The 23767-nt window shown below is 46.5% G+C and carries 28 protein-coding genes and 1 tRNA gene; 18 read left to right on the top strand and 11 right to left on the bottom strand.

Features of this window, described 5'->3' with window-relative positions; translation table 11 throughout:
- Nucleotides 1-18: 18 nt before the first annotated feature.
- Nucleotides 19-279 carry a co-chaperone GroES gene (groES, locus tag M0P91_RS13125; protein WP_295068290.1) on the bottom strand — a complete coding sequence of 87 codons (261 nt, stop codon included), beginning with the start codon at nucleotides 277-279 and terminating at the stop codon, nucleotides 19-21.
- Between the two features lie 221 nt (nucleotides 280-500).
- On the opposite strand from groES, the gene M0P91_RS13130 reads away from it, so the two are divergent.
- The 3 genes from M0P91_RS13130 (at nucleotide 501) to M0P91_RS13140 (ending at nucleotide 1176) form a co-directional block, all read left to right on the top strand.
- Nucleotides 501-577: transfer RNA gene (locus M0P91_RS13130), tRNA-Met, on the top strand.
- A gap of 111 nt (nucleotides 578-688) precedes the next feature.
- A complete protein-coding gene (locus M0P91_RS13135) occupies nucleotides 689-910 on the top strand; it encodes an addiction module protein (protein WP_295068292.1) in 222 nt (73 codons plus the stop codon).
- Complete coding sequence (locus M0P91_RS13140) at nucleotides 907-1176, top strand: type II toxin-antitoxin system RelE/ParE family toxin (protein WP_295068295.1); 270 nt, start codon at nucleotides 907-909, stop codon at nucleotides 1174-1176. Before M0P91_RS13135 ends, M0P91_RS13140 begins: the two co-directional genes overlap by 4 nt.
- Before the next feature lie 164 nt (nucleotides 1177-1340).
- On the opposite strand, the gene M0P91_RS13145 is transcribed toward M0P91_RS13140, so the two are convergent.
- Entirely contained in the window at nucleotides 1341-2102 is a 762-nt protein-coding gene (locus M0P91_RS13145) for an alpha/beta family hydrolase (RefSeq protein ID WP_295068298.1), read from the bottom strand.
- A 324-nt stretch (nucleotides 2103-2426) separates the two neighbouring features.
- Between M0P91_RS13145 and M0P91_RS13150 the strand changes: the two genes are divergently transcribed.
- From M0P91_RS13150 to M0P91_RS13175, 6 genes are all read left to right on the top strand, one after another.
- Nucleotides 2427-2813, top strand: a complete 387-nt coding sequence (locus tag M0P91_RS13150; protein WP_295068301.1) for a PAS domain-containing protein — start codon at nucleotides 2427-2429, stop codon at nucleotides 2811-2813.
- A gap of 9 nt (nucleotides 2814-2822) precedes the next feature.
- Nucleotides 2823-3932, top strand: a complete 1110-nt coding sequence (locus tag M0P91_RS13155; RefSeq protein ID WP_295068304.1) for a methyl-accepting chemotaxis protein — start codon at nucleotides 2823-2825, stop codon at nucleotides 3930-3932.
- Nucleotides 3933-4077: 145 nt separating this feature from the next.
- Nucleotides 4078-6711: an aminopeptidase N gene (pepN, locus tag M0P91_RS13160; protein WP_295068307.1), complete on the top strand. Its 2634-nt coding sequence runs from the start codon at nucleotides 4078-4080 to the stop codon at nucleotides 6709-6711.
- Between the two features lie 149 nt (nucleotides 6712-6860).
- Complete coding sequence (locus tag M0P91_RS13165; protein ID WP_295068310.1) at nucleotides 6861-8330, top strand: FAD-dependent oxidoreductase; 1470 nt, start codon at nucleotides 6861-6863, stop codon at nucleotides 8328-8330.
- Between the two features lie 231 nt (nucleotides 8331-8561).
- The gene (locus M0P91_RS13170) at nucleotides 8562-8723 is read left to right on the top strand and encodes a hypothetical protein (protein ID WP_295068313.1); all 162 of its coding nucleotides are present in this window, start codon (nucleotides 8562-8564) and stop codon (nucleotides 8721-8723) included.
- 43 nt (nucleotides 8724-8766) lie between these two features.
- On the top strand, nucleotides 8767-9267 hold the full coding sequence (locus tag M0P91_RS13175) for a peptide deformylase (protein WP_295068316.1): 501 nt from the start codon (nucleotides 8767-8769) through the stop codon (nucleotides 9265-9267).
- Nucleotides 9268-9412: 145 nt separating this feature from the next.
- Here M0P91_RS13175 and M0P91_RS13180 read toward each other — a convergent pair whose 3' ends face one another.
- The gene (locus M0P91_RS13180; protein ID WP_295068318.1) at nucleotides 9413-9727 is read right to left on the bottom strand and encodes a hypothetical protein; all 315 of its coding nucleotides are present in this window, start codon (nucleotides 9725-9727) and stop codon (nucleotides 9413-9415) included.
- A gap of 47 nt (nucleotides 9728-9774) precedes the next feature.
- On the opposite strand from M0P91_RS13180, the gene M0P91_RS13185 reads away from it, so the two are divergent.
- Entirely contained in the window at nucleotides 9775-12051 is a 2277-nt protein-coding gene (locus M0P91_RS13185; protein ID WP_295068320.1) for an ATP-binding protein, read from the top strand.
- A 10-nt stretch (nucleotides 12052-12061) separates the two neighbouring features.
- Here M0P91_RS13185 and M0P91_RS13190 read toward each other — a convergent pair whose 3' ends face one another.
- Nucleotides 12062-12811 (bottom strand): response regulator, encoded by a 750-nt coding sequence (locus tag M0P91_RS13190; RefSeq protein ID WP_295068323.1) that lies wholly within the window; start codon nucleotides 12809-12811, stop codon nucleotides 12062-12064.
- A 190-nt stretch (nucleotides 12812-13001) separates the two neighbouring features.
- Between M0P91_RS13190 and hemN the strand changes: the two genes are divergently transcribed.
- From hemN to lgt, 8 genes are read left to right on the top strand one after another with little or no spacing between them, the layout of a single operon-like run.
- A complete protein-coding gene (gene hemN, locus M0P91_RS13195; RefSeq protein WP_295068326.1) occupies nucleotides 13002-14369 on the top strand; it encodes an oxygen-independent coproporphyrinogen III oxidase in 1368 nt (455 codons plus the stop codon).
- A gap of 3 nt (nucleotides 14370-14372) precedes the next feature.
- Nucleotides 14373-15653: a (Fe-S)-binding protein gene (locus M0P91_RS13200; RefSeq protein WP_295068329.1), complete on the top strand. Its 1281-nt coding sequence runs from the start codon at nucleotides 14373-14375 to the stop codon at nucleotides 15651-15653.
- The gene (locus M0P91_RS13205) at nucleotides 15650-16147 is read left to right on the top strand and encodes a HugZ family protein (protein ID WP_295068332.1); all 498 of its coding nucleotides are present in this window, start codon (nucleotides 15650-15652) and stop codon (nucleotides 16145-16147) included. Before M0P91_RS13200 ends, M0P91_RS13205 begins: the two co-directional genes overlap by 4 nt.
- On the top strand, nucleotides 16140-16475 hold the full coding sequence (locus M0P91_RS13210) for a DsrE family protein (protein ID WP_295068335.1): 336 nt from the start codon (nucleotides 16140-16142) through the stop codon (nucleotides 16473-16475). Before M0P91_RS13205 ends, M0P91_RS13210 begins: the two co-directional genes overlap by 8 nt.
- A gap of 47 nt (nucleotides 16476-16522) precedes the next feature.
- Nucleotides 16523-16840 carry a nucleotidyltransferase family protein gene (locus tag M0P91_RS13215; protein ID WP_295068338.1) on the top strand — a complete coding sequence of 106 codons (318 nt, stop codon included), beginning with the start codon at nucleotides 16523-16525 and terminating at the stop codon, nucleotides 16838-16840.
- Nucleotides 16833-17156, top strand: coding sequence for a HepT-like ribonuclease domain-containing protein (locus M0P91_RS13220; RefSeq protein WP_295068340.1), 324 nt, complete (start codon nucleotides 16833-16835; stop codon nucleotides 17154-17156). The genes M0P91_RS13215 and M0P91_RS13220 overlap by 8 nt, the downstream gene beginning before the upstream one ends.
- A complete protein-coding gene (locus M0P91_RS13225) occupies nucleotides 17143-17502 on the top strand; it encodes a PDDEXK nuclease domain-containing protein (RefSeq protein ID WP_295068342.1) in 360 nt (119 codons plus the stop codon). The genes M0P91_RS13220 and M0P91_RS13225 overlap by 14 nt, the downstream gene beginning before the upstream one ends.
- Nucleotides 17502-18314, top strand: a complete 813-nt coding sequence (lgt, locus tag M0P91_RS13230; RefSeq protein WP_295068344.1) for a prolipoprotein diacylglyceryl transferase — start codon at nucleotides 17502-17504, stop codon at nucleotides 18312-18314. The genes M0P91_RS13225 and lgt overlap by 1 nt, the downstream gene beginning before the upstream one ends.
- Nucleotides 18315-18356: 42 nt before the next feature.
- Here the strand turns inward: lgt and M0P91_RS13235 are convergent, their stop codons facing one another.
- The 7 genes from M0P91_RS13235 to panB form a co-directional block, all read right to left on the bottom strand.
- Complete coding sequence (locus M0P91_RS13235) at nucleotides 18357-19583, bottom strand: ArsS family sensor histidine kinase (RefSeq protein ID WP_295068346.1); 1227 nt, start codon at nucleotides 19581-19583, stop codon at nucleotides 18357-18359.
- Complete coding sequence (locus tag M0P91_RS13240; protein ID WP_295068348.1) at nucleotides 19580-20242, bottom strand: response regulator transcription factor; 663 nt, start codon at nucleotides 20240-20242, stop codon at nucleotides 19580-19582. The genes M0P91_RS13235 and M0P91_RS13240 overlap by 4 nt, the downstream gene beginning before the upstream one ends.
- Before the next feature lie 2 nt (nucleotides 20243-20244).
- Nucleotides 20245-20628: a hypothetical protein gene (locus M0P91_RS13245; RefSeq protein WP_295068350.1), complete on the bottom strand. Its 384-nt coding sequence runs from the start codon at nucleotides 20626-20628 to the stop codon at nucleotides 20245-20247.
- Between the two features lie 81 nt (nucleotides 20629-20709).
- Nucleotides 20710-21750: an AI-2E family transporter gene (locus tag M0P91_RS13250; protein WP_295068352.1), complete on the bottom strand. Its 1041-nt coding sequence runs from the start codon at nucleotides 21748-21750 to the stop codon at nucleotides 20710-20712.
- A gap of 5 nt (nucleotides 21751-21755) precedes the next feature.
- A complete protein-coding gene (ruvB, locus tag M0P91_RS13255; protein ID WP_295068354.1) occupies nucleotides 21756-22778 on the bottom strand; it encodes a Holliday junction branch migration DNA helicase RuvB in 1023 nt (340 codons plus the stop codon).
- A complete protein-coding gene (locus M0P91_RS13260; protein WP_295068356.1) occupies nucleotides 22778-22987 on the bottom strand; it encodes a hypothetical protein in 210 nt (69 codons plus the stop codon). The genes ruvB and M0P91_RS13260 overlap by 1 nt, the downstream gene beginning before the upstream one ends.
- Nucleotides 22968-23756: a 3-methyl-2-oxobutanoate hydroxymethyltransferase gene (gene panB, locus M0P91_RS13265; RefSeq protein WP_295068358.1), complete on the bottom strand. Its 789-nt coding sequence runs from the start codon at nucleotides 23754-23756 to the stop codon at nucleotides 22968-22970. The genes M0P91_RS13260 and panB overlap by 20 nt, the downstream gene beginning before the upstream one ends.
- Between the last annotated feature and the right edge of the window lie 11 nt (nucleotides 23757-23767).

Below are 23767 nucleotides of genomic sequence, written 5' to 3' on the forward strand. Positions count from 1 at the left end.
GTGCGCTTTGAAATTTTATTATTTAATAATTCCGAGTAAGTCATCTGTTTCGATGACCAAAAAGGCTTTGCCGTCGAGTGTTAACTCATTTCCGGCATATTTACCGAAAACAACGGTATCCCCTGCAGCTACGTTTTCTACTTCGTTACTTACGGCAACGACGGTACCCTGCGAAGGTTTCTCTTTAGCGTTGTCGGGGATAATAATACCCGAAGCAGTTTTGGTCGCCTCTTCGAGACGTTGTACCAAGACACGTTTTCCCAGCGGTTGGAAGTTCATAGCATTTCCTTTATGGTTAGATTGATTTGTGTGCGGGATTGTACAGGAGTTTGGGTAAATTGTCAATCATCTTAGTCACTATGACTCAATATGTATGAGTTGAATAACATATAATAGGGTGAGTATACCTGCGGTGTTCAAAATTTGTGGTAACTTTTAGTTTTAAATAAGGTATGAGACATTATAATTCCACCCTCATTCGATTACACACGTCACAAGATGGCTGGGTAGCTCAGCTGGTTAGAGCGCTGGTCTCATAAGCCGGAGGTCGGGGGTTCGAGTCCCCCCCCCGCCACCATCTTTTTTTTAAATCACCCATTCAAAACTTCATAAAACATCCTTTTATCTAAAACAATACATTACTCTCAAAAGTGCTATAATTTTCCCAATGAAACAAAAGGGGGATATTATGACGATCACCATTAACGACAGTTTCGCCGATCAAGTAATCGCCTTTTTAAAAACGCTTCCAAAAGAGGCGGCAAAGATTGAACCGTCACGCCCGTGGTATGCCGATGAGATGAAACGCCGTGTAGAAGAGTACAAAAGCGGGAAGATGGAGACCTATCCACTCGACCAAGATTTTTGGGATAGAATGGATAAGCGTATCGATGAAATGGACAGCCATTGAGGATTAGACGAAGCGGACGCTTTGAGAATGAGCTAGGCGAGGTTATCGATTATATCGCCAAAGACAAAAAGAGTGCCGCCAAGGCATTTAACCGCAGTTTGCAATCCGCTATTGAAACATTAACCGATCATCCAAATAAAGGTCGGCCAAATGATGATGGCTATCGCGAATTAGTCCATAAAGGTTACACCGTACCTTATTTGATCGATGGGGATAATATAGTGATTTTGGGTATCTTCAATCAGAATCAGTGGAGTAACGAATAGGGGCAGCAAGCATTTTTAGAGATAACTTTTTAGTAAATTCCATTCAAATTCTCACCTATTCAAAAATTAACACTAGAACGTTCCATACTGTAATTTCTGCTCAACATTGATTTTGAAATTGAATAGCCAATCCTTTCCACTAGACACGCATAATACACTCCCTTTCATTCTACTAAAAACTTGTTGATTCGGGTTGCTATTCGCATCCACTCTTCATCGGTTATATGATTAAAATCATGGTCTGTATTTACATAGAGTAATGTGACGGAGGATGAGAGGTTATAATGTTTGTCGATATCTGTTCCGCCATATTCATCTTCTTTTCCCTGAATGATTAAAAAGGGTGTTTGTATCTCTTCCAAATGTAGGGTGCGCGTTACGTCTTCCGGCTCGGTCGGATGTTTGAACGGATAGCCAAAGCATACCAGTTTTTTAATGGTTGGGAGATTTGCGATAGAGGATGAAATTCGGCCTCCAGATGAATGGGATACGATAATGATCTCTTTGTCCTGTCCCAGACATTGGATGAATTGACGTAATTTTTTAGTTTCATTGAGGGCGTGATACAAGGTATTCAAGCCGTTATTCTGCACGATTGGATACGTATTCGCCCAGATGTAGTTCCATCGAGAGGGGTAGGGGATGAGAAGTACTGCAGATAGGAGATTTCGGATAATTTTTTGAAGATAGAGACCGGGTATTAAAAACTTAACGATTTTTTTAAAATAGCTGCTTTTCGAGGGTATTTCTGTTCCGTACCAGAGTAAAGTATGGTCTTGAAGAGACAAGAGGAGACTTATGGTTTGGAGAGGAACAGACCCTTTCGTAAAATCACTACGTCCGATCATCAATAGAATCTTTCTATCTTCGAGGGAACCGATATGGCTTATGCTTCTACCGTACAGCAAGGTATTTTTGATTTTCATTTTCGTCAACCGCAAGATTTTCTGAATCTATTTTTATCGTATAAATCGAGTCGAGTATACCATAATACCGACTCAATAAGATATTGTGAAGGGATGATGCTGAAAGAGTCGCACTGCTTTTGGCATCATCGGCAAGTGTGACCCCTATCTCTTCAATAACAGTATTTTCCTGAATGCGGTTTCTGTGATTGATTTATTGTTACCATTCTACACCAATTGTGTTCTATTAATACTTATCGTGATTTATAAGTAGTTATGATGTCTCTGCTTAATTGCTTTAGATTATAATCTTGGTTATCACAATGTTATGGCAAGGTATTGACTATGGGTGGGGAATATGTCTTGAAAGATACCGATTTTTTGGTATCGCAAACGGATGAGAAGGGGATAATTCTTTTTGCAAATGATGATTTTTGCAAAATTGCAGGGTACAGAATTGATGAATTGATCGGAAAACCGCACAGTATCGTTCGCCATCCAGATATGCCGAAAGCAGCTTTCAAAGATTTGTGGGAGACGGTGAAGCGTGGAGAGATTTGGTCCGGATATGTGAAAAATTCGACCAAAAACGGCGGATATTATTGGGTTTATGCGACCGTTTATCCGAATGTAGCCTGCAATACCGGAAGATGCGGATTTTTATCATGCCGACGTAAGCCATCGGCAAAAGAGATCGCCGAAGCGGAAAAGCTCTATAAGCCGATGCGATAAGGGGGCGAGATGAAAAATTCGGTAAAAATTTCTATTTTGACACTGTTGGCACTTCTTGGAGGTGTGATCGGGGCGGTGACCCAGAGTGTGGTACTTCTGATCGCACTGTTGTTTGTTTTGCTATTGGTTTCAATCGGGATGCTTCTTGGGCGTTGCGAATCGGCTGAGGGGATCAAAAAATATCTGGATGATTTTTTGGAATTGATGCAGTTCAAACGGAATCGGATGCCACTGTTGGAAGCAGCTCCCGGGAGTGTGGAAGAGAAGATCAATACGCTGGTAATCGCCTATGAAGAGATGCTGTGTCAGGATACATTGGTAGCGGGTGAGATGGTTTTGCTTTCCGATAAAGTGGGGCAGGGGCATTATCAATGCCGTGTGGAGAGCGATTCTAAAACGCCGCATGTCCATTTGCTCCGCAAAACGATGAATAATATGATTAACGCGATTGAAGGGAATCTGGATAATGCGATCCATGTCCTCTCGGAGTTGGGAGAGGGGAAGTTTTCAACCCGTGCCAATGTCAATGTCGAGGCCAAAATGGGGGGGATGCTGGCAAAGATTAATGATCTTGGATTCGCTTTGGAATCGATGGAACATCTGAATATCGAGGCCAAAGAGGTACTGAATAACAATACAAAGCAGCTTAAAGCAACGATTGAAGCGCTCCGTTCTACCCAGTTTGTGGAACTTAACGGAATGATCAATACGACCGTAGAGCGTATTCAGAGTGTTGCAAGAAAAGAGCACGATCTTGCCGACAATCTTCAATCTCTCGCCGGCAATGCTCGAGAGACCAAAGAAATTTTGACGACGATCGGGGATATCGCCGATCAGACCAATCTTTTGGCCCTCAATGCCGCGATCGAAGCGGCACGGGCGGGTGATCACGGGCGGGGTTTTGCCGTGGTCGCCGATGAGGTTCGTAAACTGGCGGAGCGGACTCAGAGAAGTTTGGCGGAAATTTCGGCCACTATTAATATTTTAATTCAGGCCATCAGCGACAATAGCGAAGCGTTGAATCAAAACATGGGGGAGATGATGGACCTGACGCAGTATGTCGGCATGGTTGATCAAAAAATGGATGAGCTGCTTTTGAGCATGGACGCGATGAGCTGAACGATTCTCGCAGAAGGGTTGAGGGTGCAGCGCAACGGAAGCTCCGATGATCTCTTCGAATGCGGGTTAGAATCGGGTAGCGGGTGACGTCGTGCGTGCTGTTTGTTTTTGAATTTTTATGCCTTAAGTGTGGTGTAATTTGAGTATGATTTCAAAAAAACAGCAAGAGAGAACGATGCAAACGCAGCAAACGCATACTACCATTTTTTTAAAAGATTATCAGCCGAGTCCCTATACCGTTTTAACCTGTACGTTAGAATTTATCATTGATTCCACTTCAACGCGTGTCGACAATGTGATGGAGATCAAACGCCAAAACTCCGAGGCCAAGGAACTCAGACTGGACGGCGAGATGATGGACCTTGAGCTTTTGTGGGTGGATGATGTTTTGGTTGAGGAGGGGATGTACACAAAAGAGGAAGATGCGATTCTTCTCCCTTTGGATCGTGATACGGCGACCATAAGGGTTATTACCCGCATCTATCCGGATGAAAATACGGCGTTGGAGGGGTTGTACCGTTCCGGAGGCATCTGGTGCACCCAAAATGAGCCCGAGGGGTTTCGCCGGATTACCTACTGTATTGACCGCCCCGATGTGATGACCCGATTTACGACGAAGATTATTGCCGACAAGGCAACGTGTCCGATTTTGCTCAGCAACGGCAATTTACGGGGAACGGCAACTTTGGACAACGGAAGACATTTGGCCGTCTGGGAAGATCCGATTCCGAAACCTTCCTATCTGTTTGCCCTTGTGGCGGGTGATTTGGGGAGTATTCACGATAGCTACACGACGATGAGCGGCAAATCGGTCGCTTTGGCGATCTACTGCGATCTGGGAAATGAGGAGAAGTGCCGTCATGCGATGCGCTCACTCAAAAAGTCGATGGAGTGGGATGAGTTGGAGTATGGGCGCGAATACGATCTGGAGGTTTACAATATCGTTGCAGTCGACAGTTTCAATATGGGGGCGATGGAGAACAAGGGGCTCAATATTTTTAACTCTTCGTACGTTCTGGCCGATGAACAGAGTGCTACCGACGGAGATTTTATGGGGATTGAGAGTGTCATTGCCCATGAATATTTTCACAACTGGACGGGCAACCGCATCACGTGCCGTAACTGGTTTGAACTGACGCTCAAAGAGGGACTGACGGTATTTAGGGATCAGTGTTTCAGTGCCGATATGAACTCAGAATTGACCCAGCGGATCGATGATGTCCGCGCATTGCGGGAACGTCAGTTCGTCGAAGACGCCGGCCCGACCGCCCATCCGATCAAGCCGGATCATTACATGGAGATCAACAATTTTTATACGGCGACCGTCTACGAGAAAGGGGCCGAAGTGATTCGGATGCTCCATACGCTTTTGGGGAGAGAGGGATTCCGTCGTGCGATGGAGCGCTATTTCGAAAATTTTGACGGCCAAGCGGTGGGAACCGAAGAGTTTTTATGGGCGATGGAGCAGGAGAGCCCGATTGATCTGACACAGTTTAAGCGGTGGTATTCTCAAGAACGGACTCCGGTGTTGCAGGTCAGCAGTACATACGATGGATCGGCCGAAGAGTTGCGATTAAAAATCATCCAAAAAATACCGAAAAATACTCAAAACTGCGAGCAGCTGCCGTATGCGATGCCGTTGAAATTGGCGCTACTCGCGGAAGACGGTTCTTGTTATCCGCTGATCACCTCCGATGTTCCCCTTTTCCATAATGATGTGATGTGGATCGATCAAGCGGTGAGCGAAATTATTTTCTCGTCGATCAAAACGCCTCCGCGCCTTTCGTTGAACCGTCATTTCAGCGCTCCTGTCACAATTGAATGCGATGAGGTGGATTACCCCTTCTTAATGGCATACGATTCGGACGGATACGTCCGGTATGAAGCATCACAACGTTTTGCGCTGGAAACGCTTGAATCCATGATGGACTCTGCAGAGGCGGATGAGCGTTTCATTGAGAGTTTCGGCGTTATTTTAAGCGATGCCTCACTGGATCCGATGTTTAAAGCACAATTGCTGGAGCTTCCGACGATTACGGCATTGATGCAGCGTCAGGCGGTCATTGACGTCGCCGCGATCAACCGTGCGACGGAAAAACTTAAAAAAATAGTTGCCCTTCGATACCGAAGCGTACTTGAAGATCAGATCAATCGGCTGTATGCGCCCGATAATTGTGCGATTGACGGTAAAAGTATGGGGAACAGGGCCCTTAAAAATCGCCTTTTGGGTTTCTTGATGTGTTTGGAAGAGGAGGGGCTCGGCGAGATGTGCAAAATGCATTACGATAGGTCGCTTTCGATGAGCGACCGTTTGGGGGCTCTTGATTTGCTCGAGAACTATGCCCCGGCACTGGCAGAGGGGGCATTTGAGGATTTCTACGCGCGTCATGCGCACGAACAGCTTTTAATGAACAAATATTTTGCAATTCGTGCCTCTTCACGGCGCTCAGGGACATTGGAACGGGTGGTTGAACTTTTGAACGATCCGGCATTTGATTTGAAAGTTCCGAATCTGGTCCGTGCTCTGATCGGCAGTTTTGCCCGCAATCCGATCGCCTTTTACAGCCGCTCCGGAGAAGGGTACGATTTTGTTGCCGATAAAATTATCGAACTCGATACCATTAATCCCCAGATTGCCTCGGGGTTGGCAGGGGCATTTAAAAATTATCAGAAACTCTCCTCCGAAGATAAGCCGGCCATGAAAAATGCGTTGGAACGGATTAAAAACCATCCAAATCTGTCGAATAATGTGTATGAAATAGTTATCAAAATTTTATAATATTTGATGACTGAGAAGAAAAGTAACAGCAATTGCTTGTAGAAATTTTTTACTCAAATTAACAATGGTTAATTTAAGAATGTGATATAAATGTGATGTAATGGTAATATAATCATTCCCAGATAAATTGATAAATTGAAGGAGAAGCAATGGCAAGAGTAGTTGTTCTAGGCGGCGGAGTCTCAGGGCATACGGCTGCGACGTTTGCAGCCGATTGGCTTGGCAAAGAGCATGAGGTGGTCGTAGTAACCCCCAATGCAAAATGGAACTGGATTCCATCGAATATTTGGGTGGGTGTCGGTCAGATGGCCAAAGAGGAAGTTACTTTTGACCTTGCTCCCGTATACGCAAAAGCGGGTATCACTTATAAACAAGCAAAAGCAGTCAGTATTAATCCGGAGGGGAGCGCAAGCAGTACCAAGCCGTTTGTGACCGTTGAATATACCGGACAGGGGAAGGCGGGTCAAAGCGAAGAGGTTCAGTATGATTATCTGATCAACGCTACGGGACCGAAACTTAACTTCGGTGCAACACCGGGCTTGGGTGAAGGCTCTACGTTGGGAGAGCATACCGTTTCCGTCTGTACGGCGGACCATGCGGCGCACGCATCCGAAGAGTTTTCAAAATGCATCGCCAAAATGAAAAAAGGGGAGCGTCAAAAGTTCCTTATCGGTACGGGGCACGGACTGTGTACGTGTCAAGGGGCAGCATTCGAATATATCTTTAATATCGAACATGAACTGCGTAAAGCCGGGGTCCGTGAATTGGCGGATATCCAATGGATTTCGAATGAATCATTCCTCGGGGATTTCGGTATCGGCGGTCTTCACATGAAGCGCGGCGGATATGCGGCCTCTTCACGCCTTTTTGCCGAGTCGCTCTATTCGGAGCGCGGCGTCAAATGGCTGATCGGTGCGGGCGTCAATAAAGTAGAAGCGGGCAAAGTTCATTATGAACTGCTGGATGGGACAATGGGAGAAGAGAGTTTTGATTTCGCTATGTTGATCCCGCCGTTTGCCGGGGTAGGACTTAAGGCGTATAACAAAGCGGGAGAAGACATCACGGCAACCGTATTTGCCCCGAACGGATTTATGAAAGTTGATGCAAAATACGATGCGGGAACGTACGACAACTGGAAGGCATCCGATTGGCCGAAAACGTACCAAAATCCGACCTATAAAAATCTTTTCGCTGCGGGAATCGCGTTTGCTCCGCCGCATCCGATTTCCAAACCGATGAGTTCGCCAAACGGTACGCCGATTTCTCCAACTCCTCCGCGTACCGGTATGCCGAGCGGTATTATCGGTAAAGCGGTTGCCCACAGTATTTGTGATTTGATCAAAAAAGGGCCGGATGCACACCTGCATGAAGCTTCTATGGCGCATATGGGAGCGGCATGTGTCGCTTCTGCCGGGAAAGGGTTGTTTGACGGTACTGCTGCGGCATTGACCGTTTATCCCGTTGTACCGGATTTTGAAACCTATCCGGGACTTGGGCGTGATTTGGATTATACTTTCGGTGAAATCGGTTTGGCCGGACACTGGATCAAACATATCCTTCACCATATGTTCATCTACAAAGCCAAGCTCAATCCGGGCTGGACGATGATCCCTGAATAACGGATTTGACGCACTTTGAAAAGTACGTCAAGAGGAGTTAATCTCCCGCATCCGAAAGATGCGGGTAGCTTTAGGGGGTTGTATGGGTGAAAAGCGTCAAAAAAGCCAACTGCTTGGCTTTTTTAGCTTTGGAACCCGGACGATGCACGAAGTGCCGGCTGGGCCGTCCCTGCCACTTTACGGGCTTTGCCCGAAAAGTGTGTAACATCAATATAAAAAAAGGAGAATATTATGAAAGAAATCGAAAAATATATCAAACCGTACGATGCAAATTTTACGACAATGGTTCCGACAGGTTTTGTCATTTTTATGCGTACGTGTAAAATCTGGCAATTTATCCGTTTTATTGTTATTAACATTAAAATGTTGATCGTGGTTCGCAAAAGCCACTAAAAAAACCCCTCTTCGGGGGGTTCCCTTTGGAGAATGAGCAAGCATGATTAAAGAGTTGATCACCTATCCGGATGAGCGGATCAAATACGTATCTGCGGATGTACGGAAATTTGATGATGAATTGTTTGAACTGTTGGAAAATATGCACGATACGATGGCGCATCACGGTTTGAGCGCTATTGCCGCGATACAGATTGCCATCCCCGCGTGTGCGGTAGTGGTGAGTTCTGAAGAGGGGGTGATGGAGCTGATCAACCCTCGCATCATCGCGACAAGCGGTGAGTCTACGCACGAGGAGGAGAGTGCCTATTATCCAGATTTTAAAGCACCGATTAAGCGCCATGATATGATCAAGGTGGTGTATGAAAACCGGTATGGAGAGTTGTGTCACGCAAATATAGATGGGGAATTTTCACGAACGCTTCAACGGAAAATTGATATGCTTTTTGGCGGGACACTTCTGGATAAGCTGGATAAAAAAAGGCAAAAAGAGGCCGAAAAACTCCTCTCAAAGCGGATAAAAAAAAGGTGGTGGCCTTTTTAACTGATGTTACACACTTTCCGGGCAAAGCCCGTAAAGTGGCAGGGACTAAATTCCCTACAACCCCCTGAAGCTTCCCGTATCTTTCGGATACGGGAGAGTACTAACCTTTTCCCACTTGTTTAGACAAGGTGCGTAAAGTCAGTTTTTAATAGAGAAAGAGATCGATTGTACCGAGCACTGCAACCAATACGAGATAGATAATAAAATTTCCGACGTAATTGACCAATTTGCATCCGGTACATGTGATGAGCTTTTTGGATTCGATATAACTCCCCGCCAGATAGAGCAGGAGTGAAAGAGTACTTACAATCATCGTATAGGCAAAAAAAGAGTGTAATGCACTTTCACGTGCCGAATCAATCCACCCAAACCCCAATCCGATCGATCCTACCACTCCTGCAAGCAGTAATAACACCCCTATTTTAACTATTTTGAGTATCATATCCGAATAATATGTCATGTAAATCCTTTATAATGTATATTGTAGCAAAACAGTACGGAGAATTGATGAAAAGTAGTGTTTTTGAAAAGCTGGTAAAATCCGAAAATAATCTGGTAGCGGCAAAAGAGTCTATTTTGCTGGAGTGGGTAAGTGACACGCAGTGTGCGGCTATTTTAAAACGGCACAAGATCGATTCCACTATTTTTCTGACTCAGTATGCAAACAATGTTTTTGATTATTTTATCGGGGTGATTTCAGGATTTGTCAAGATGGGGGAGTGCCCCATTATGGCTGAACTGATCGAATACCTGAAAAATAAGGAGCTGCGGGCTGATGAGCTTTTTATCCTCTGTGCCTATTTCAAACAGGCCACCATCAATGCAACCTACCGACTGAACATTAACGATCAGGAGATATTTGACGAGATCAGTTATATACTGGATTACAATCTGGCAGCGGTATTAAAACTCTACACCGATACGATTTATCGTAAAGAACAAGAGGCCATTAATGCCGGAAAAGCAAAAGAGTACTTTTTATCTAACATGTCACATGAGATACGGACCCCTTTGAATGCGATTTTGGGTTTTGTCGCCCTTCTTAAAGATGAAGCCACCTCCCCACGCCATCAAAACTATCTTGATATCATTAGTAACAGCGGCGAGAATCTTCTCCAGATCATCAGCGATATTCTCGATTTTTCAAAATTGCGCAGCGGTGAATTTACCGTAGATCCGCAGCCTTTTAACATCCATGATGAGATATCGCATACGATGGAGCTGTTCGTCCCCAGTGCCAATGCAAAAAGTATTACCCTTACCAGTTATATTGACCCCTCTATCCCCTATGAGCTCATTGCCGATGCCCTTCGAATCAATCAGATTGTCGGAAATTTTTTGAGCAATGCCATTAAGTTTAGTAAGCGGGGGGGGATGATTCATGTTGAAGCACGGTTTAACGATGGGATTTTGACCCTTTCGGTTCGTGATGAAGGGGTGGGGATTGCCCAAAGTGATCAAGAACGTATTTTCGATCCGTTTTCCCAAGCTCAGGAAGCCGTCGGTAAACTAAGTGGTGGCACGGGACTTGGTCTCTCGATTTGTAAGCAGTTGGCTGAACATATGGGGGGAAAAATAGGGCTTGAATCATCTTTGGGGAGAGGGAGTACGTTTACCTTCAGTCTTCCGGTAGAGGTGAATCGTGAGTGTGAATTGGTCAAATTTGATCCATCGGTTTTTAAAGCTTTTTCGTTCGGATTGCTTTCGGTACACCCTAAAGAGAGTTATAAACTGGAGTCCTTGCAGCGGTATTGGGATTATTTCGGGTTATCTATCCGACATATTGAGAGTGTGGAAGAGAAATGCGATCTGGTGATTTTTTTAGAGAGTTCAATCGATGATGCTGTGATCGAAACGATTGTTGAGCGGAAAATCCCCTCCATCGCCATTATGGATTTCCTGGATGACCGCTATGACAAGATTCCGAATATCGTGTCGTTGACCTTTCCGATCTACTGTACCAAATTTCAAAGGGTATTAAATGATGTTTTGGGGATTCAGGGGAGACAGAGCCAAGAGGTTGAAGCATCTCCCAAACCGGTGAGGGGATTTAAAGGGAAGGTTTTGGTAGCGGAGGATAATTTTGCCAATCAGGAGCTGATTAAAATTATTTTGGAGCGTTACGGCATTTCATGTACGGTTGCATCGAATGGGCTAGAAGCACTTGAACGGTATCGCAACGGCTCTTTTGATGTGATCTTGATGGATCAGCAGATGCCGGTGATGAACGGGAATGATGCCACTATGGCGATCCGTGTTTACGAAAACGAGAATACCCTTTCCCGTACCCCGATTATCGCTTTGACTGCCAATGTGATTAAAGGGGCTTCCGATAAGGCGATGAAGAACGGATATGACGCGTTTTTAGGAAAGCCGATCGTAATCAAAGAGATTGAACAGATATTTGAACGATATCTGGCATCGGAACTTATCGTTAAGGGAAACAAAGCCCGGGTCACTCCCAAGTATTCCAATATCGATATGGAGCAACTGATGAATGCTCTGATGCTGGAGGAGGATCAGGTGAATCAGCTTTTGGAGATCTACCGGAAGAAAATGAAAAACTCTTTTCAGGAACTGAAATCGGCTATTTTAGAAGGGTCGTATGAGACACTGGCCCATATCGCCCATTCCATTAAAGGCTCGAGTGCAAATTTTCGCTTTGAAGAGCTCTCCCGACTTGCGGCATTGATCGAAGAATCAGCATTGGCGGAAGATACGACTTTTGATTATAACGAGGCTTATGGCGTGATGGAGAGGGAATTTAAGAACAAATTCGGGTGAAAAACCCGAATCAATCTTCGAGATAGTAACCCACTCCGGAGGCATTTTTAATGACATCGGTAGGGAGTTTATTGCGGAGTCTCCATACGAGGGTACGGACACTGTTATCGGTTGCCCCTTTGGTCTCCCAGACGTAATTGATCGCCTGCTCGAAATCAACGACGGTCCCCAGCTGAGCGACAAGAAGGCGGATAAACGCGTTCTCTTTTTTCGTCAGTTTAATAACCTTCCCTTGGTAATAGGTCTCTCCGAGACCGGTATCGTGACGGTATCCGTCACCAAATTCGACGATCGGTTTATCGGAGAGTTTTTTGGCAAACACCAGTTTTTCGAGATGTTCCTGTGACGATTTCAGCTCATCCAGATCGGCGCTTCTTTTTTTCTCCTCTTTGAAACGGTACAGCGCCATTTGAATGGTCGTGTGGAGGTTGACGGGATCAAAAGGTTTGACGATATACCCGTAGGGTTCTGTTTTTTTGGCTTTTGCAAGCATATCATTATCCGAGTGCGCCGTCAGATAGATAAAAGGGAGCGGATTTTTGTCCCGAATGTATTGGGCAAGTTCAATTCCGTCACTGCTTTTTTGAAGTCCGATATCGATAAGGGCAATATCCGGATTGTAAATTTTTATTTTATTTCGAGCAGTTGTAGCGTTGTCTGCAAGCGATACGACGTCATACCCTTGCTTTTCCAATGACATTTTTAAATTCATTGCGGTGACTTCGTCATCTTCCACAATCAGTACTTTGATACGACTCATGAATCCTCTTTAATCGAAAAGTAATTTCTAAATGTGATTATTTTATCGCATTAAAGTTTAAAATAATAAATGCTCTGACTAAATTTTTTGGATTCAGCCTCTTCTTGTTACCCTAAAAGGGGGTAATTTTAGCCGATATTTAATCCAAATGGGTATAATCGTAAACTATACTACAAAACGGATATGACATATGCTTGATTTTGACAAATTTACTAAATACTCCAAACCCGGTCCCCGCTATACCAGTTATCCCACAGCGTTAGAGTTTAGCGATGCATTTACGTATGAAGCTTATCTGGAAAAACTTCACACTCAGGATCCGTCACGGCCGTTATCGCTCTATTTTCATATTCCCTTTTGTAAGAATGCCTGTTATTTTTGCGGATGCAACGTCGTTTTTACCTCAAAAGAGGATAAAAAAGAGCGTTATATCGAGTATCTTACCCGTGAATTGGAAATCATGAGCCGCCATATTGATGTAAACCGTCCGGTGATTCAGCTCCATTTCGGCGGAGGCACCCCTACCTTTTTGGATGATGATCAGTTGAAACGGACGATTGACGCGATTAAAAACCATTTTAAAAACTTTACGGCAGATGCGGAAATCAGTTGTGAAATCGATCCGCGTCACATTAACGAAGCGCAGATGAAAGTGCTCAGTGAGTCCGGATTCAATCGTGTTAGTTTCGGCATTCAGGATTTTGACGAAAAAGTGCAGGTCGCCGTTCACCGTGTTCAACCCTATGAGATTACGAAAGCGGCAATGGAACTGGCCCGCAAATACAATATGGTAAGTGTCAACGTCGACTTGATTTACGGACTTCCGTATCAGAATTTAGAGACCTTTAAAAAGACGTTGGAACAATCGGTCTCTCTCAATCCTGACCGTTTTGCGGTGTTCAATTATGCCCACGTGCCGTGGTTAAAAAAGACGATGCGTAAAATCGATGAGACGACGCTGCCCCATCCGGCGGAAAAATTGGCCATCATGCGTTACACGGTCGATTATATGAGTTCTCAAGGGTACCGGATGATCGGAATGGACCACTTTGCCAAAAGCGAAGATGAACTCTTTAAAGCGATCGATAAAGGGGAGTTGCACCGCAATTTCCAAGGGTATACGACCAAAGGGGGGGCCGATTTAATCGGTATCGGACTCACCAGTATCGGCGAGGGTGCTGACTATTATGCGCAGAATTTTAAAGAGATGGACGCGTATGAAGCGGCAATCGATGCCGGTAAGCTTCCGTTTGAACGGGGAGTTGCCCTCAATGAGGATGACCGTATCCGCCAATATGTGATTATGGAGCTGATGAGCAACTTCAAACTCGACATACCCCGATTCGAACAAAAATACGGCGTAAAATTCGGTGACTATTTTGCCGATGCCCTCGAAGCGTTGAAACCTTTTGAAGAGGATGATCTTATTACGATAACACCGACATCGATCGAATGTTCCCCTACGGGGACCCTGCTGATCCGTAATATCGCGATGCCGTTTGACGCTTACATGAAGCGTCATGCGATGAGCGACAAAGCGTTTAGTAAAACGGTATAACGTATGTCAAAACCTCACGAGATTTTTAATTATACGGAAACATCGGATGCATGTATCAAATGCGGAAAATGTATCCCCGTTTGCACCATTCACAACGTCAATGCCGATGAAGTGACCAGTCCGCGCGGATTTATCGATTTGCTTGGTGCTTATGAACGGGGATATCTTGAACTCGATAAAAATGCCAAAGACATTTTCGAGAGCTGCTTTTTGTGTACCAACTGTGTCGATGTCTGTCCCAAAGCACTTCCGACCGATATGATTATCGAACAGGTACGTGCCGATCTGGCCGAAAAATTCGGAATCGCATGGTTTAAAAAAGCATTTTTCTTTTTGCTTCGCCACCGTACGACGATGGACATCCTTTTTAAGCTCGGATACGTTTTTCAGACGTGCGGCTTCAAAATAAAAGCCCAAACGCAATCGATGGAGCCCCGATTTTCCCTCCCCATTATCAAAAAAGACCGCCTGCTTCCCTCACTGGGGAAAACGTCGTTTCTCAACAGCTATCCCGAAAACATCCCCAACGGCGGGAAACGGCGGGTTGCAATCTTCATCGGATGTCTCGCCAACTACAATTACACCGAGATCGGCAAGGGGCTTTTGGAGATATTGGAAGCGCTCCAAATCGATGCGTTTATCCCCAAAAAACAGCTTTGCTGCGGTGCTCCCGCCTACTTTACGGGGGATTTCGCGACGGTGGACCATAATGCCAAGAAAAATATCGTCTATTTTGAGAGTTTTATGGACGAGGTTGAAGCGATCCTGATCCCCGAAGCAACGTGTAGCGCAATGATCAAGGTCGATTATGAACATTTTTTTCACGATCAGCCCGAATGGCTGGAGCGTGCCAAAAAACTGAAAAGCAAAATCTTTATGGCGACCGAGTGGCTGGAGCAAAAGAGTGAGCTTAAAACCCTCTTGGCGTCCAAAGGGCGAAGCGATCTCGTAGTGACCTATCATGATCCCTGTCATGCTCGAAAAATGCAGGGGATATATCAGGAACCGCGTCGTCTGGTCTCTCAAAATTATACGATTAAAGAGATGAGTGATCCGAATGCCTGTTGCGGTTTCGGCGGAGTAACGATGCAGACGGAGAAGTTTCATTTCGCTCAGGCAGCCGGGAAACCCAAAGCGGCGATGATCCGAAACAGCGGTGCCCAGATCGTCACGGCAGAGTGCAGCGCATGCCGGATGCAGATCAATAATTCGATGCATGAGGCAGAGGTTGACGTCGTCTTTAAAAATCCGATTGAACTGATTGCCGAGGCGTTGAAACAATGACAACCCAGGAAGTAGAACTTTTTTTAGAGACGTTTCAAACCCTCATTATGGCTTCTCTCACCCCTGAGGGGGAACCGTATGCCAGTACCGCTCCTTATATTCGGATAGGAGATGATTTTTACATCCTCATCAGTACCGTTGCTCAGCATGGACGCAATCTTTTGGTACATCCCAAAGTCTCTTTGCTGTTTGTCGAAGATGAATCCCAATGTGTACAGCCCTTTGCCCGCAAGCGGGTGACGATTGAAGCGGATGTCACTGAAATCACGCGTGAAGAGGAGCTGTATTTACCTGCGATCGAGCGTTTCAAAGCCCATTTTGATCCCGAACTGGTGACGTCGTTGACCCAAATGGGAGATTTTCACCTTTTTAAACTCTCCCCTAAAAGCGGCAGTGTCGTGATGGGATTCGGAAAAGCGTACCGTCTGGATCAAAATTTAGAGGTGATGAAACAGATCATGGGGCAGCATCAACAAGGTCACAAACATGGATAAGCTCCTCATTGTATGGAGCAGCGGCGAAATCGAGGTCGCGAAAAAACTCGTCCTTTTGTACGGAAGCGTTATTTTGCCGCGCGGCTATTGGGATGAAGCGCATCTGATGGTATGGGGCCCTTCGGCGAAACTGTTGGCGGAAAACACCGAGTTGCAAGCAATGGTAGCCAACGTCATAGAGAGCGGTGTCAAAGCTTCGGTATGCGTCGTTTGCAGCGACGATTACGGGGTTACGGAACCGCTCCGCGCACTGGGGATCGAGCCGACCCATACGGGAGAGTTTTTAACGCAGGCACTCAAAAGTGATTGGAAAGTGGTGACGTTTTAACCCTAAGGGTGTACAATGGTTCACACCATCTATCGAAGGATTGATCGATGACAAAAGAGGATATATCTCAAAAACTAAAACTTCTCAAACCAAAATATGAAAAGGAGGGGTTTATACTTCTCGGTTTTTTTGGTAGCTATGCACGTGACGAAGCAAATGAGCAAAGCGACATCGATATTTTGTATAAAATCAAAGATATCAATCAGTATTTACAAAAATACAATGGCTGGAATGCGATCAATCATATCGTAGATACCAAAGAAGCGTTGAAGCGGGATTTTCAAAAAGAGATCGATTTCGTCGATGTCGAAACCCTGAACGCTGTCGGTAAAAAATACATTTTAGCGGATGTCGTCAATGTCTAAATCGAAACTCGAATTTATACTTCAAATGATCGATGATATTGAATACATTATCGCACAACACAATGGCATTGTCACCGATGCCCTCTCTCATCGTATCTCTAAACCTGCTGTGCTGATGTCGTTTTTGCAGATAGGCGAAACACTGGGAAAAATGAAGTTTGAGGATGACATATTGGCTGAATATGCCAAAGGGGCTTACAATGTTCGCAACTTTATTGCGCACGATTATGAAGGGGTGAACATGGCTATTATTGAAAATATTGTACGGACGATGTTGAAACCTCTTAAAGAAGCGATTGAATGTGAGCTTGCTTGAAAATTTAGCACGTAATTTGAGTAATATCAAAGCTCTTTCAAATACAAATTTAAAGCTATTTAGACAATTTTATTTGACATATCCTCAAATAAGTCAGACAGTGCCTGACCAATTTGCATTGCCGTTTCAAAAAAGTCAGGCACTGCCTGACGAATTACAAACTATCGGTCTGATACTGTGTGCGACGAAAAATCATACCAAAGTAGAGTATGCTACGGCGGGGCTAAGTAATCAGCTTTTTGTTTCAAAATACAAAATTAATCTCCCTTCCCTAGAAGCGATAGAGGAATTTATCGAAGAGGAGTTGGGTGAACTTCAAAAAGATATTAAAGGAATTGAACAATAATGGAATTTTGGAACCACATTTACGAGCATTTTAATCCGGTAGCGTTTACGATCGGCTCCATTCCTGTCCATTGGTATGGGTTAATGTATGTCTTGGCGCTGCTCTCTGCACTCATGATTGCGAAATGGATCGTTGAAAAAGATCATATCGCGATTACCCGAATGGAGCTGGACGACTATTTTATCTATGCTGAAATCGGTGTCATTCTGGGGGCGCGGTTGGGGTATGTCCTTTTTTACGATATCCATACCTCCTATTACCTGAGCCATCCGTGGCAGATATTCAATCCGTTTGTCGACGGAGAGTTTACCGGGATTCGGGGAATGAGTTTTCATGGGGCGATCATCGGCTTTTTGGCCGCATCCTATCTTTATCACCGTCGTCACGGGATTCCGTTCGGACGGCTCATGGATTTGGTTGCCGTTTCGGTGCCGCTGGGCTACGTCTTCGGACGGATCGGGAATTTTCTCAATCAGGAACTCGTAGGTCGTGCGACCGACGTGCCGTGGGGGATATTCGTCTACGATACCCTCCGCCACCCTTCGCAGCTGTATGAAGCGTTTGTGGAAGGGATCGTCGTCTTTGTCATCATCTATCTCTACCGCAAGCGCAAAGCGTTCGAGGGGGAGCTGATTTTGCTCTATGGCGTGGCATACGGCATCGGACGGGGAGTGGTCGAGTTTTATCGCGCCCCCGATGCGCAGATCGGGTATCTCATCGGCGAATGGATGACGCTGGGGATGGCCCTTAGTTTTGCGATGGCAGCGGTTTCGGCGCTGATATGGGTCTATTTTAAGCGACGTTTGTCCTGAGCTTAAGGAAACGCGTTGTCGAAGGAAAAAGGTTCGACAGGCTCACCGTGAAAGGGACGTTTGCGTAAAGCGGATACAGAAACGGTGAACCCCTTCGTCATACCGATAATTGAGGCTGAAATCATGCAGTTCGCACACCGATTTGGCGATATAAAGCCCTAATCCCAATCCTCCACTCCCTTGCTCGGTGACAAAAGCTTCAAAGGCCTCTTCAATAGGACGATTGAGTGCCTCTCCGTGATTACGGACACAAATCCCCTCGTCGGTGCAATCGATTATGATCGGCAGAGAGGATGCATGGCGATGGGCATTGTCGATTAGATTTTGCAGAGCACTGGTAAAGAGAAGAGGATCGACGTAAAGCATTTTTTGGCATCCTGTTACACGTACCGCTTCTTCGGAGATCAGAAGATTTTTCAGAGCCGTATTGATGAGAGTCTCCAATTTTGCATTCTCACGTTCCAGCGCAAATGCGTGCATTTTTTCGATTTCCGCCATCTGCGTGATTAGGCTCTCCATCCGTGAAAAGAGTTTTCCGAGGAGGAGGATATTGGGACGCGGCTCTTCGAGTTCGACGATCAGTTTCCCTTTGGTAATGGGGGTTTTGAGTTCGTGCATCATGTTTCGAAGAAACAGCTCTCGTGAGGCTTTGAGCTTCGCCTGCTTTTCGAGGGCGGATTGAAATTCGTTGGAGATGAGGGCAATTTCGTCCCTCCCTTTGCTTCGGATGTTGATATCGATCTCCCCTTCGCCGTAGCGGCGGATCTCTTCAAAAAGGGTTTTGAGGGGACGGAGGTTTTGCCACAGGAGAAGATACATGCTTACCAGTCCTCCGAAGAGGGCAAAAAAGAGGAACCAGACAAAATAGTAGCTTTGCCCCTCGGCAGTATCCCGATAGTACATCGTGCAGTGTTCCCCCGCAAGTTCGTAGATGAACCCCTGATCATCTTTGTAAATCGTGACGGAGATATTGCGCGAACGCAGTTTGGAACGCAACGGCGAAGGGAGGCGGATCGCTTCACAATGGGGTGTTCTCCCCTCTATACTCTGAAATCCTGCCGCTTCGAGTTCGTTGTTCTGATCCATACAGGTGCGGGCTTTGCTCTCTTCGACAATCTGGGAGAGCTCCATCGAACGGTGGGTCAGGAGATGGAACTTCTGCCGTTCCTGCTCATGCAACGCCGAGAGAAACAGCAAGATCAAAACGAGCAGTGCCAGAAAAAAGAAAAGGTGCAGTTTGAAAAAAACGGAATGGCGGCGGGCAATCATAAAGTAAACTGGTATCCCATGCCGCGAATGGAGCGGATGATGGTCGGATGTCGGGGATTGGATTCGATCTTTTGGCGGATTCGGCTGATCAGAACATCGATGCTCCGTTCCGAACTCTCCCACTGGATCGATTCGACGTTGTTGGCGATAAAGTCACGGGATATGATCTGGCGGCGGTGTTTAATCAGCAGTGCAAGGAGTTCAAACTCGGCGCGGGTGAGGGGGAGGAGGGAACCCTCTTTGGTGATGCCGTTCTCCTCTACCCGGAAGGTTTCAGCGGAGGTTTGAACCATTTTACCGCGCGTGCGGCGAAGGAGACTCTGTATCCGTGCGACGAGCTCACGCGGCTCATAGGGTTTGGGGAGATAGTCGTCGGCACCCAGCTCCAGAGCGATCACCTTGTCCCCCAGATCGCTTCGGGCTGATGAGATGATGATGGGGATATCGCTTCGCTGCCGGAGCTCTTTGCACACCTCCAGACCGTCCATATCGGGGAGGGTCAGATCGAGTAAAACCAGATCGTATGATTCGATCCCCAGTGAAGCGAGAGCCGCTTTGGGGTGGGGGTAGGCGATCACCTCCATTTGGTAGCGGCCGAGATATTGCCCTAACAGGTCCGATATCTCGAGATCGTCTTCAATCAGGAGGATTTTAATCATGCTTATTTAGTGTCGCACGCTTTGCATCCCATACCGTTTTTGGGCATGAGGGGTGCACCCTTCGGATTGCATTTTTTACAGGTTTTGGTCAAAGAGGCTTCAAATTTTGTACGTTGCTCCGGAGTGAGAACCGCCATCATTTTTTCGTGATGTTCGTTATGGAACGCTTTTGCCTCTTCGCGCAGTTTTTGGATTTCCCCTTTTTGGTCATCGTTCAGCCCCAAATTTTCAAACTGTTTCGGAAGTTTAGAGGTGTCGCATTGGCATTTTCCCGCCATTTTATTTCCCATAGGGCCGTTTCCGCAGTTCATCATCCCTTGTTGGTTTGGACATGCCATTAGGGCAGTCGCCCCCAGAATCAGTGCGATACTTAGAAATTTTTTCATCGGTTTCTCCGTTGTTGTAGTTTTGATAGTGGTATCATAGGGAAATTCGAATAATAGCGGATCAATCGACTGTTAACAAGATTAACGGACGTTATGATCATGGGTGACGCTTCCGGTAATGCGCATCAGGGTCAAGAAAAGGACGGTGATCGCCGGACCGATAATCATCCCCCAAAAACCGAAGGTACTCAACCCGGCAATAATTGCAAAGAAAATGATGAGTTCGTTGATTTTCTCTTCGGGCTTGATCAGTTTTTGATTGATGATTTTGATAATAACCGGTTTGATAAAGGTGTCGGCAATCAGTGAAATGACGATGGTAGTATACAGCGCGATAAAGAGGGCGTCATGGCTATTGCCTTGGGAGAGTTCAAAGAGGGAGAAGGGGAGCCACATAATGACTCCTCCGACAACGGGGATGAGGGAAGCAAATCCGTACATGATGCCGAATAAAAGGCCGTTATACCCCATGTATTCGATCGCTATACCAAAAAGGGCCCCTTCAAAAACGGCCGTAGCGAGGATCGAATAAAAGACGACGCTCATCGAAGAGCGCATCTCGAAGAGGATCAGGGTACTCTCCTGCTGCGGAAAATGGGCCGAATTTTTGAAGAAGTCGAAAATATTTTTACCGTAATAGAGGGCGATAAAATAGAAAACCAGAATAAAAACGGTACTGGAGAGAAAAGACATGGCAAATCCGCCGAGTCGGCTGGCGTAATCGAGGGAGTGTTGGGCAATCGCACTCGGATCGAACTGGCTTAGCGAGTGCTCCATCCTCACTTCGATCGTGGAGAGGGCCGGGGGGAGATGTCCGATCCATCCGCGAAGGTAGAGTTCAAATTTTTGCAAGAAAGAGGGGTCAAGATTTTGGAGCATCACGGTGAGATGAAATAAAAAATAGCCGACCGGAGCAAAGAAAAGGGCCGATAAGGCCAGAGTGGAGAGGACCGATGCCCAAAACTGGCTGCGGGTGAGACGGTAAAACCCCGTATGAATGTTATGGGTAGAGACGGCGAGCAGGGACGCTACAATAATACTCATCCAAAAAGGCTCATACAACCGGTACATGCCAAAGGAAACGGCCAGCAGCAAACCGATCGTAAAATATTCGCGTTTCATGGGTGTTATCCTTGGGGATAGGATTCAAATAAGCCGTGCTGAGGTACGCCGAATTTGAGCAGTTCATAGGTTTTAGGGGTTGCAAGACGACCTCTCGCCGTCCGTTCCAGATAGCCGTTGGCCAGAAGATAGGGTTCGAGTACATCTTCGATCGTCCCCTCGTCTTCGCTGAGTGCTGCGGCGATGGTGGATAGACCCATGGCCCTCCCTTTTGCATCCATCAGGAGTTTCAGGAGACGGATGTCCATCTCATCGAATCCGTGGGCGTTGATCCCCAGTTGGTCGAGGGCGTATCGGGAACGCTCATGCAAAATGGTCGCTTCGTTGGCGACATCGGCAAAATCGCGTACCCGCTTAAGCAGCCGTAGGGCGATACGGGGGGTGCCTCGGGATCGTTTGGCGATTTCATGCGCCGCTTTGGGATCGATCTCTTTTCCCAATTTGAGAGCGGCTTTGGTCACAATGGTGCAGAGCTCTTCGGGGGTGTAAAACTGCATCCGAAAATTCATCCCGAACCGGTCGCGCAGGGGATTGGAGAGCATTCCGGCACGGGTGGTCGCTCCGATTAGGGTAAAGCGGGGGAGATCGATTTTCACCGTCTGTGCCGCCGGACCGCTCCCGATAATGATGTCGAGACGAAAATCTTCCATAGAGGGGTAGAGAATCTCTTCGACTGCGGGAGAGAGGCGGTGAATTTCATCGATAAAGAGGATATCCCCCTCTTCGAGATTGGTGAGGATGGCGGCCAGATCGCCGCTTTTTTCGATCATCGGGGCGGCGGTGACTTTGATATTGCTCCCCATCTCGTTGGCGATGATCAGGGCGAGGGTCGTTTTTCCCAGACCGGGGGGACCGTAAAAGAGGACGTGGTCGAGCGCTTCGCGGCGCTTGCTGCTTGCTTCGATAAAAACACCCAGATTTTTTTTGATTTGCTCTTGCCCGATATACTCATCCCATGCGCTGGGACGAAGGGAGGTCTCAGTCACCTCTTCGGCGGTGAATTTTTCGATTTCGATGATACGTTCCATTAGTGATAAATCTTTTGTGCTTGAAATTGATCGTATGTCTGGCTGTGACTGGCGATGCACTGCTGCCGTTCATCGGGGCTTAGAATGCGATTGCATTTTTGTTTTTCCATCTCCTGCAAGGTTGCATAGGTCGTGGCATTCATACTTGAACATCCGGTTAAAAGGAGCAGGAAAGCAAGGATCGTGAGATTAATAAGTGTATGCGTCACTCGGAAATCCTCTGCTTTGTACGTCAGTTTTGTAATCAAAAACCGCATTTTTAACCGCTGCTGCACCGTTCATATACTGCTTGACGAATTTGGGGACAAACGGTTCATAGAACCCCAACATATCGGAGAAGACCAATACCTGACCGTCCACGCCGTTACCGGCACCGATCCCGATGACGGGGATGGAGACGCTTCGGGCGACGCGGGTCGCAACCTCGGCGATTACCCCTTCGATGACGAGGATAAAGGCACCGGCTTTTTCAATCGCCTGCGCATCCGCGATGAGAGAGAGGGCCTCCTCCTCATTTTTTCCTTTGATCTTGTAGCCCCCCTCGGCACGGACGCTTTGGGGGAGTAATCCGATATGGCCGCACACCGCAAGGCCGTTTTGCACCAGATGCTCAACGATGGGGGCTTTATCAGCCCCCCCCTCGATTTTGACCGCATCGGCCGGACTCTCCTGATAGACGCGGATCGCATTCAGGAGGGCCGTTTTGGTGTCGATATAGGTGCCAAACGGCATGTCGGTGATGACGAACGTGTCGGGAGCGCCTTTGCAGACGGCGTTGGTATGATAGATCATTTGATCCATCGTGACACCGAGAGTGTCGCCATTGCCGCCGAAACTCATGGTAAGGCTGTCTCCCACCAATAACAAATCGGCACTTTCCGACAATAAACGGGAAAACAGCGCATCATAGGCGGTGATCATCACCAGCGGCTCTGAGTTTTTTCGTTTTTTGATCGTACTGATGGTCAGTTTTTTCATTCTTCTTTTTC

The organism is Sulfuricurvum sp. (genome assembly GCF_023229695.1).
GTDB lineage: Bacteria > Campylobacterota > Campylobacteria > Campylobacterales > Sulfurimonadaceae > Sulfuricurvum.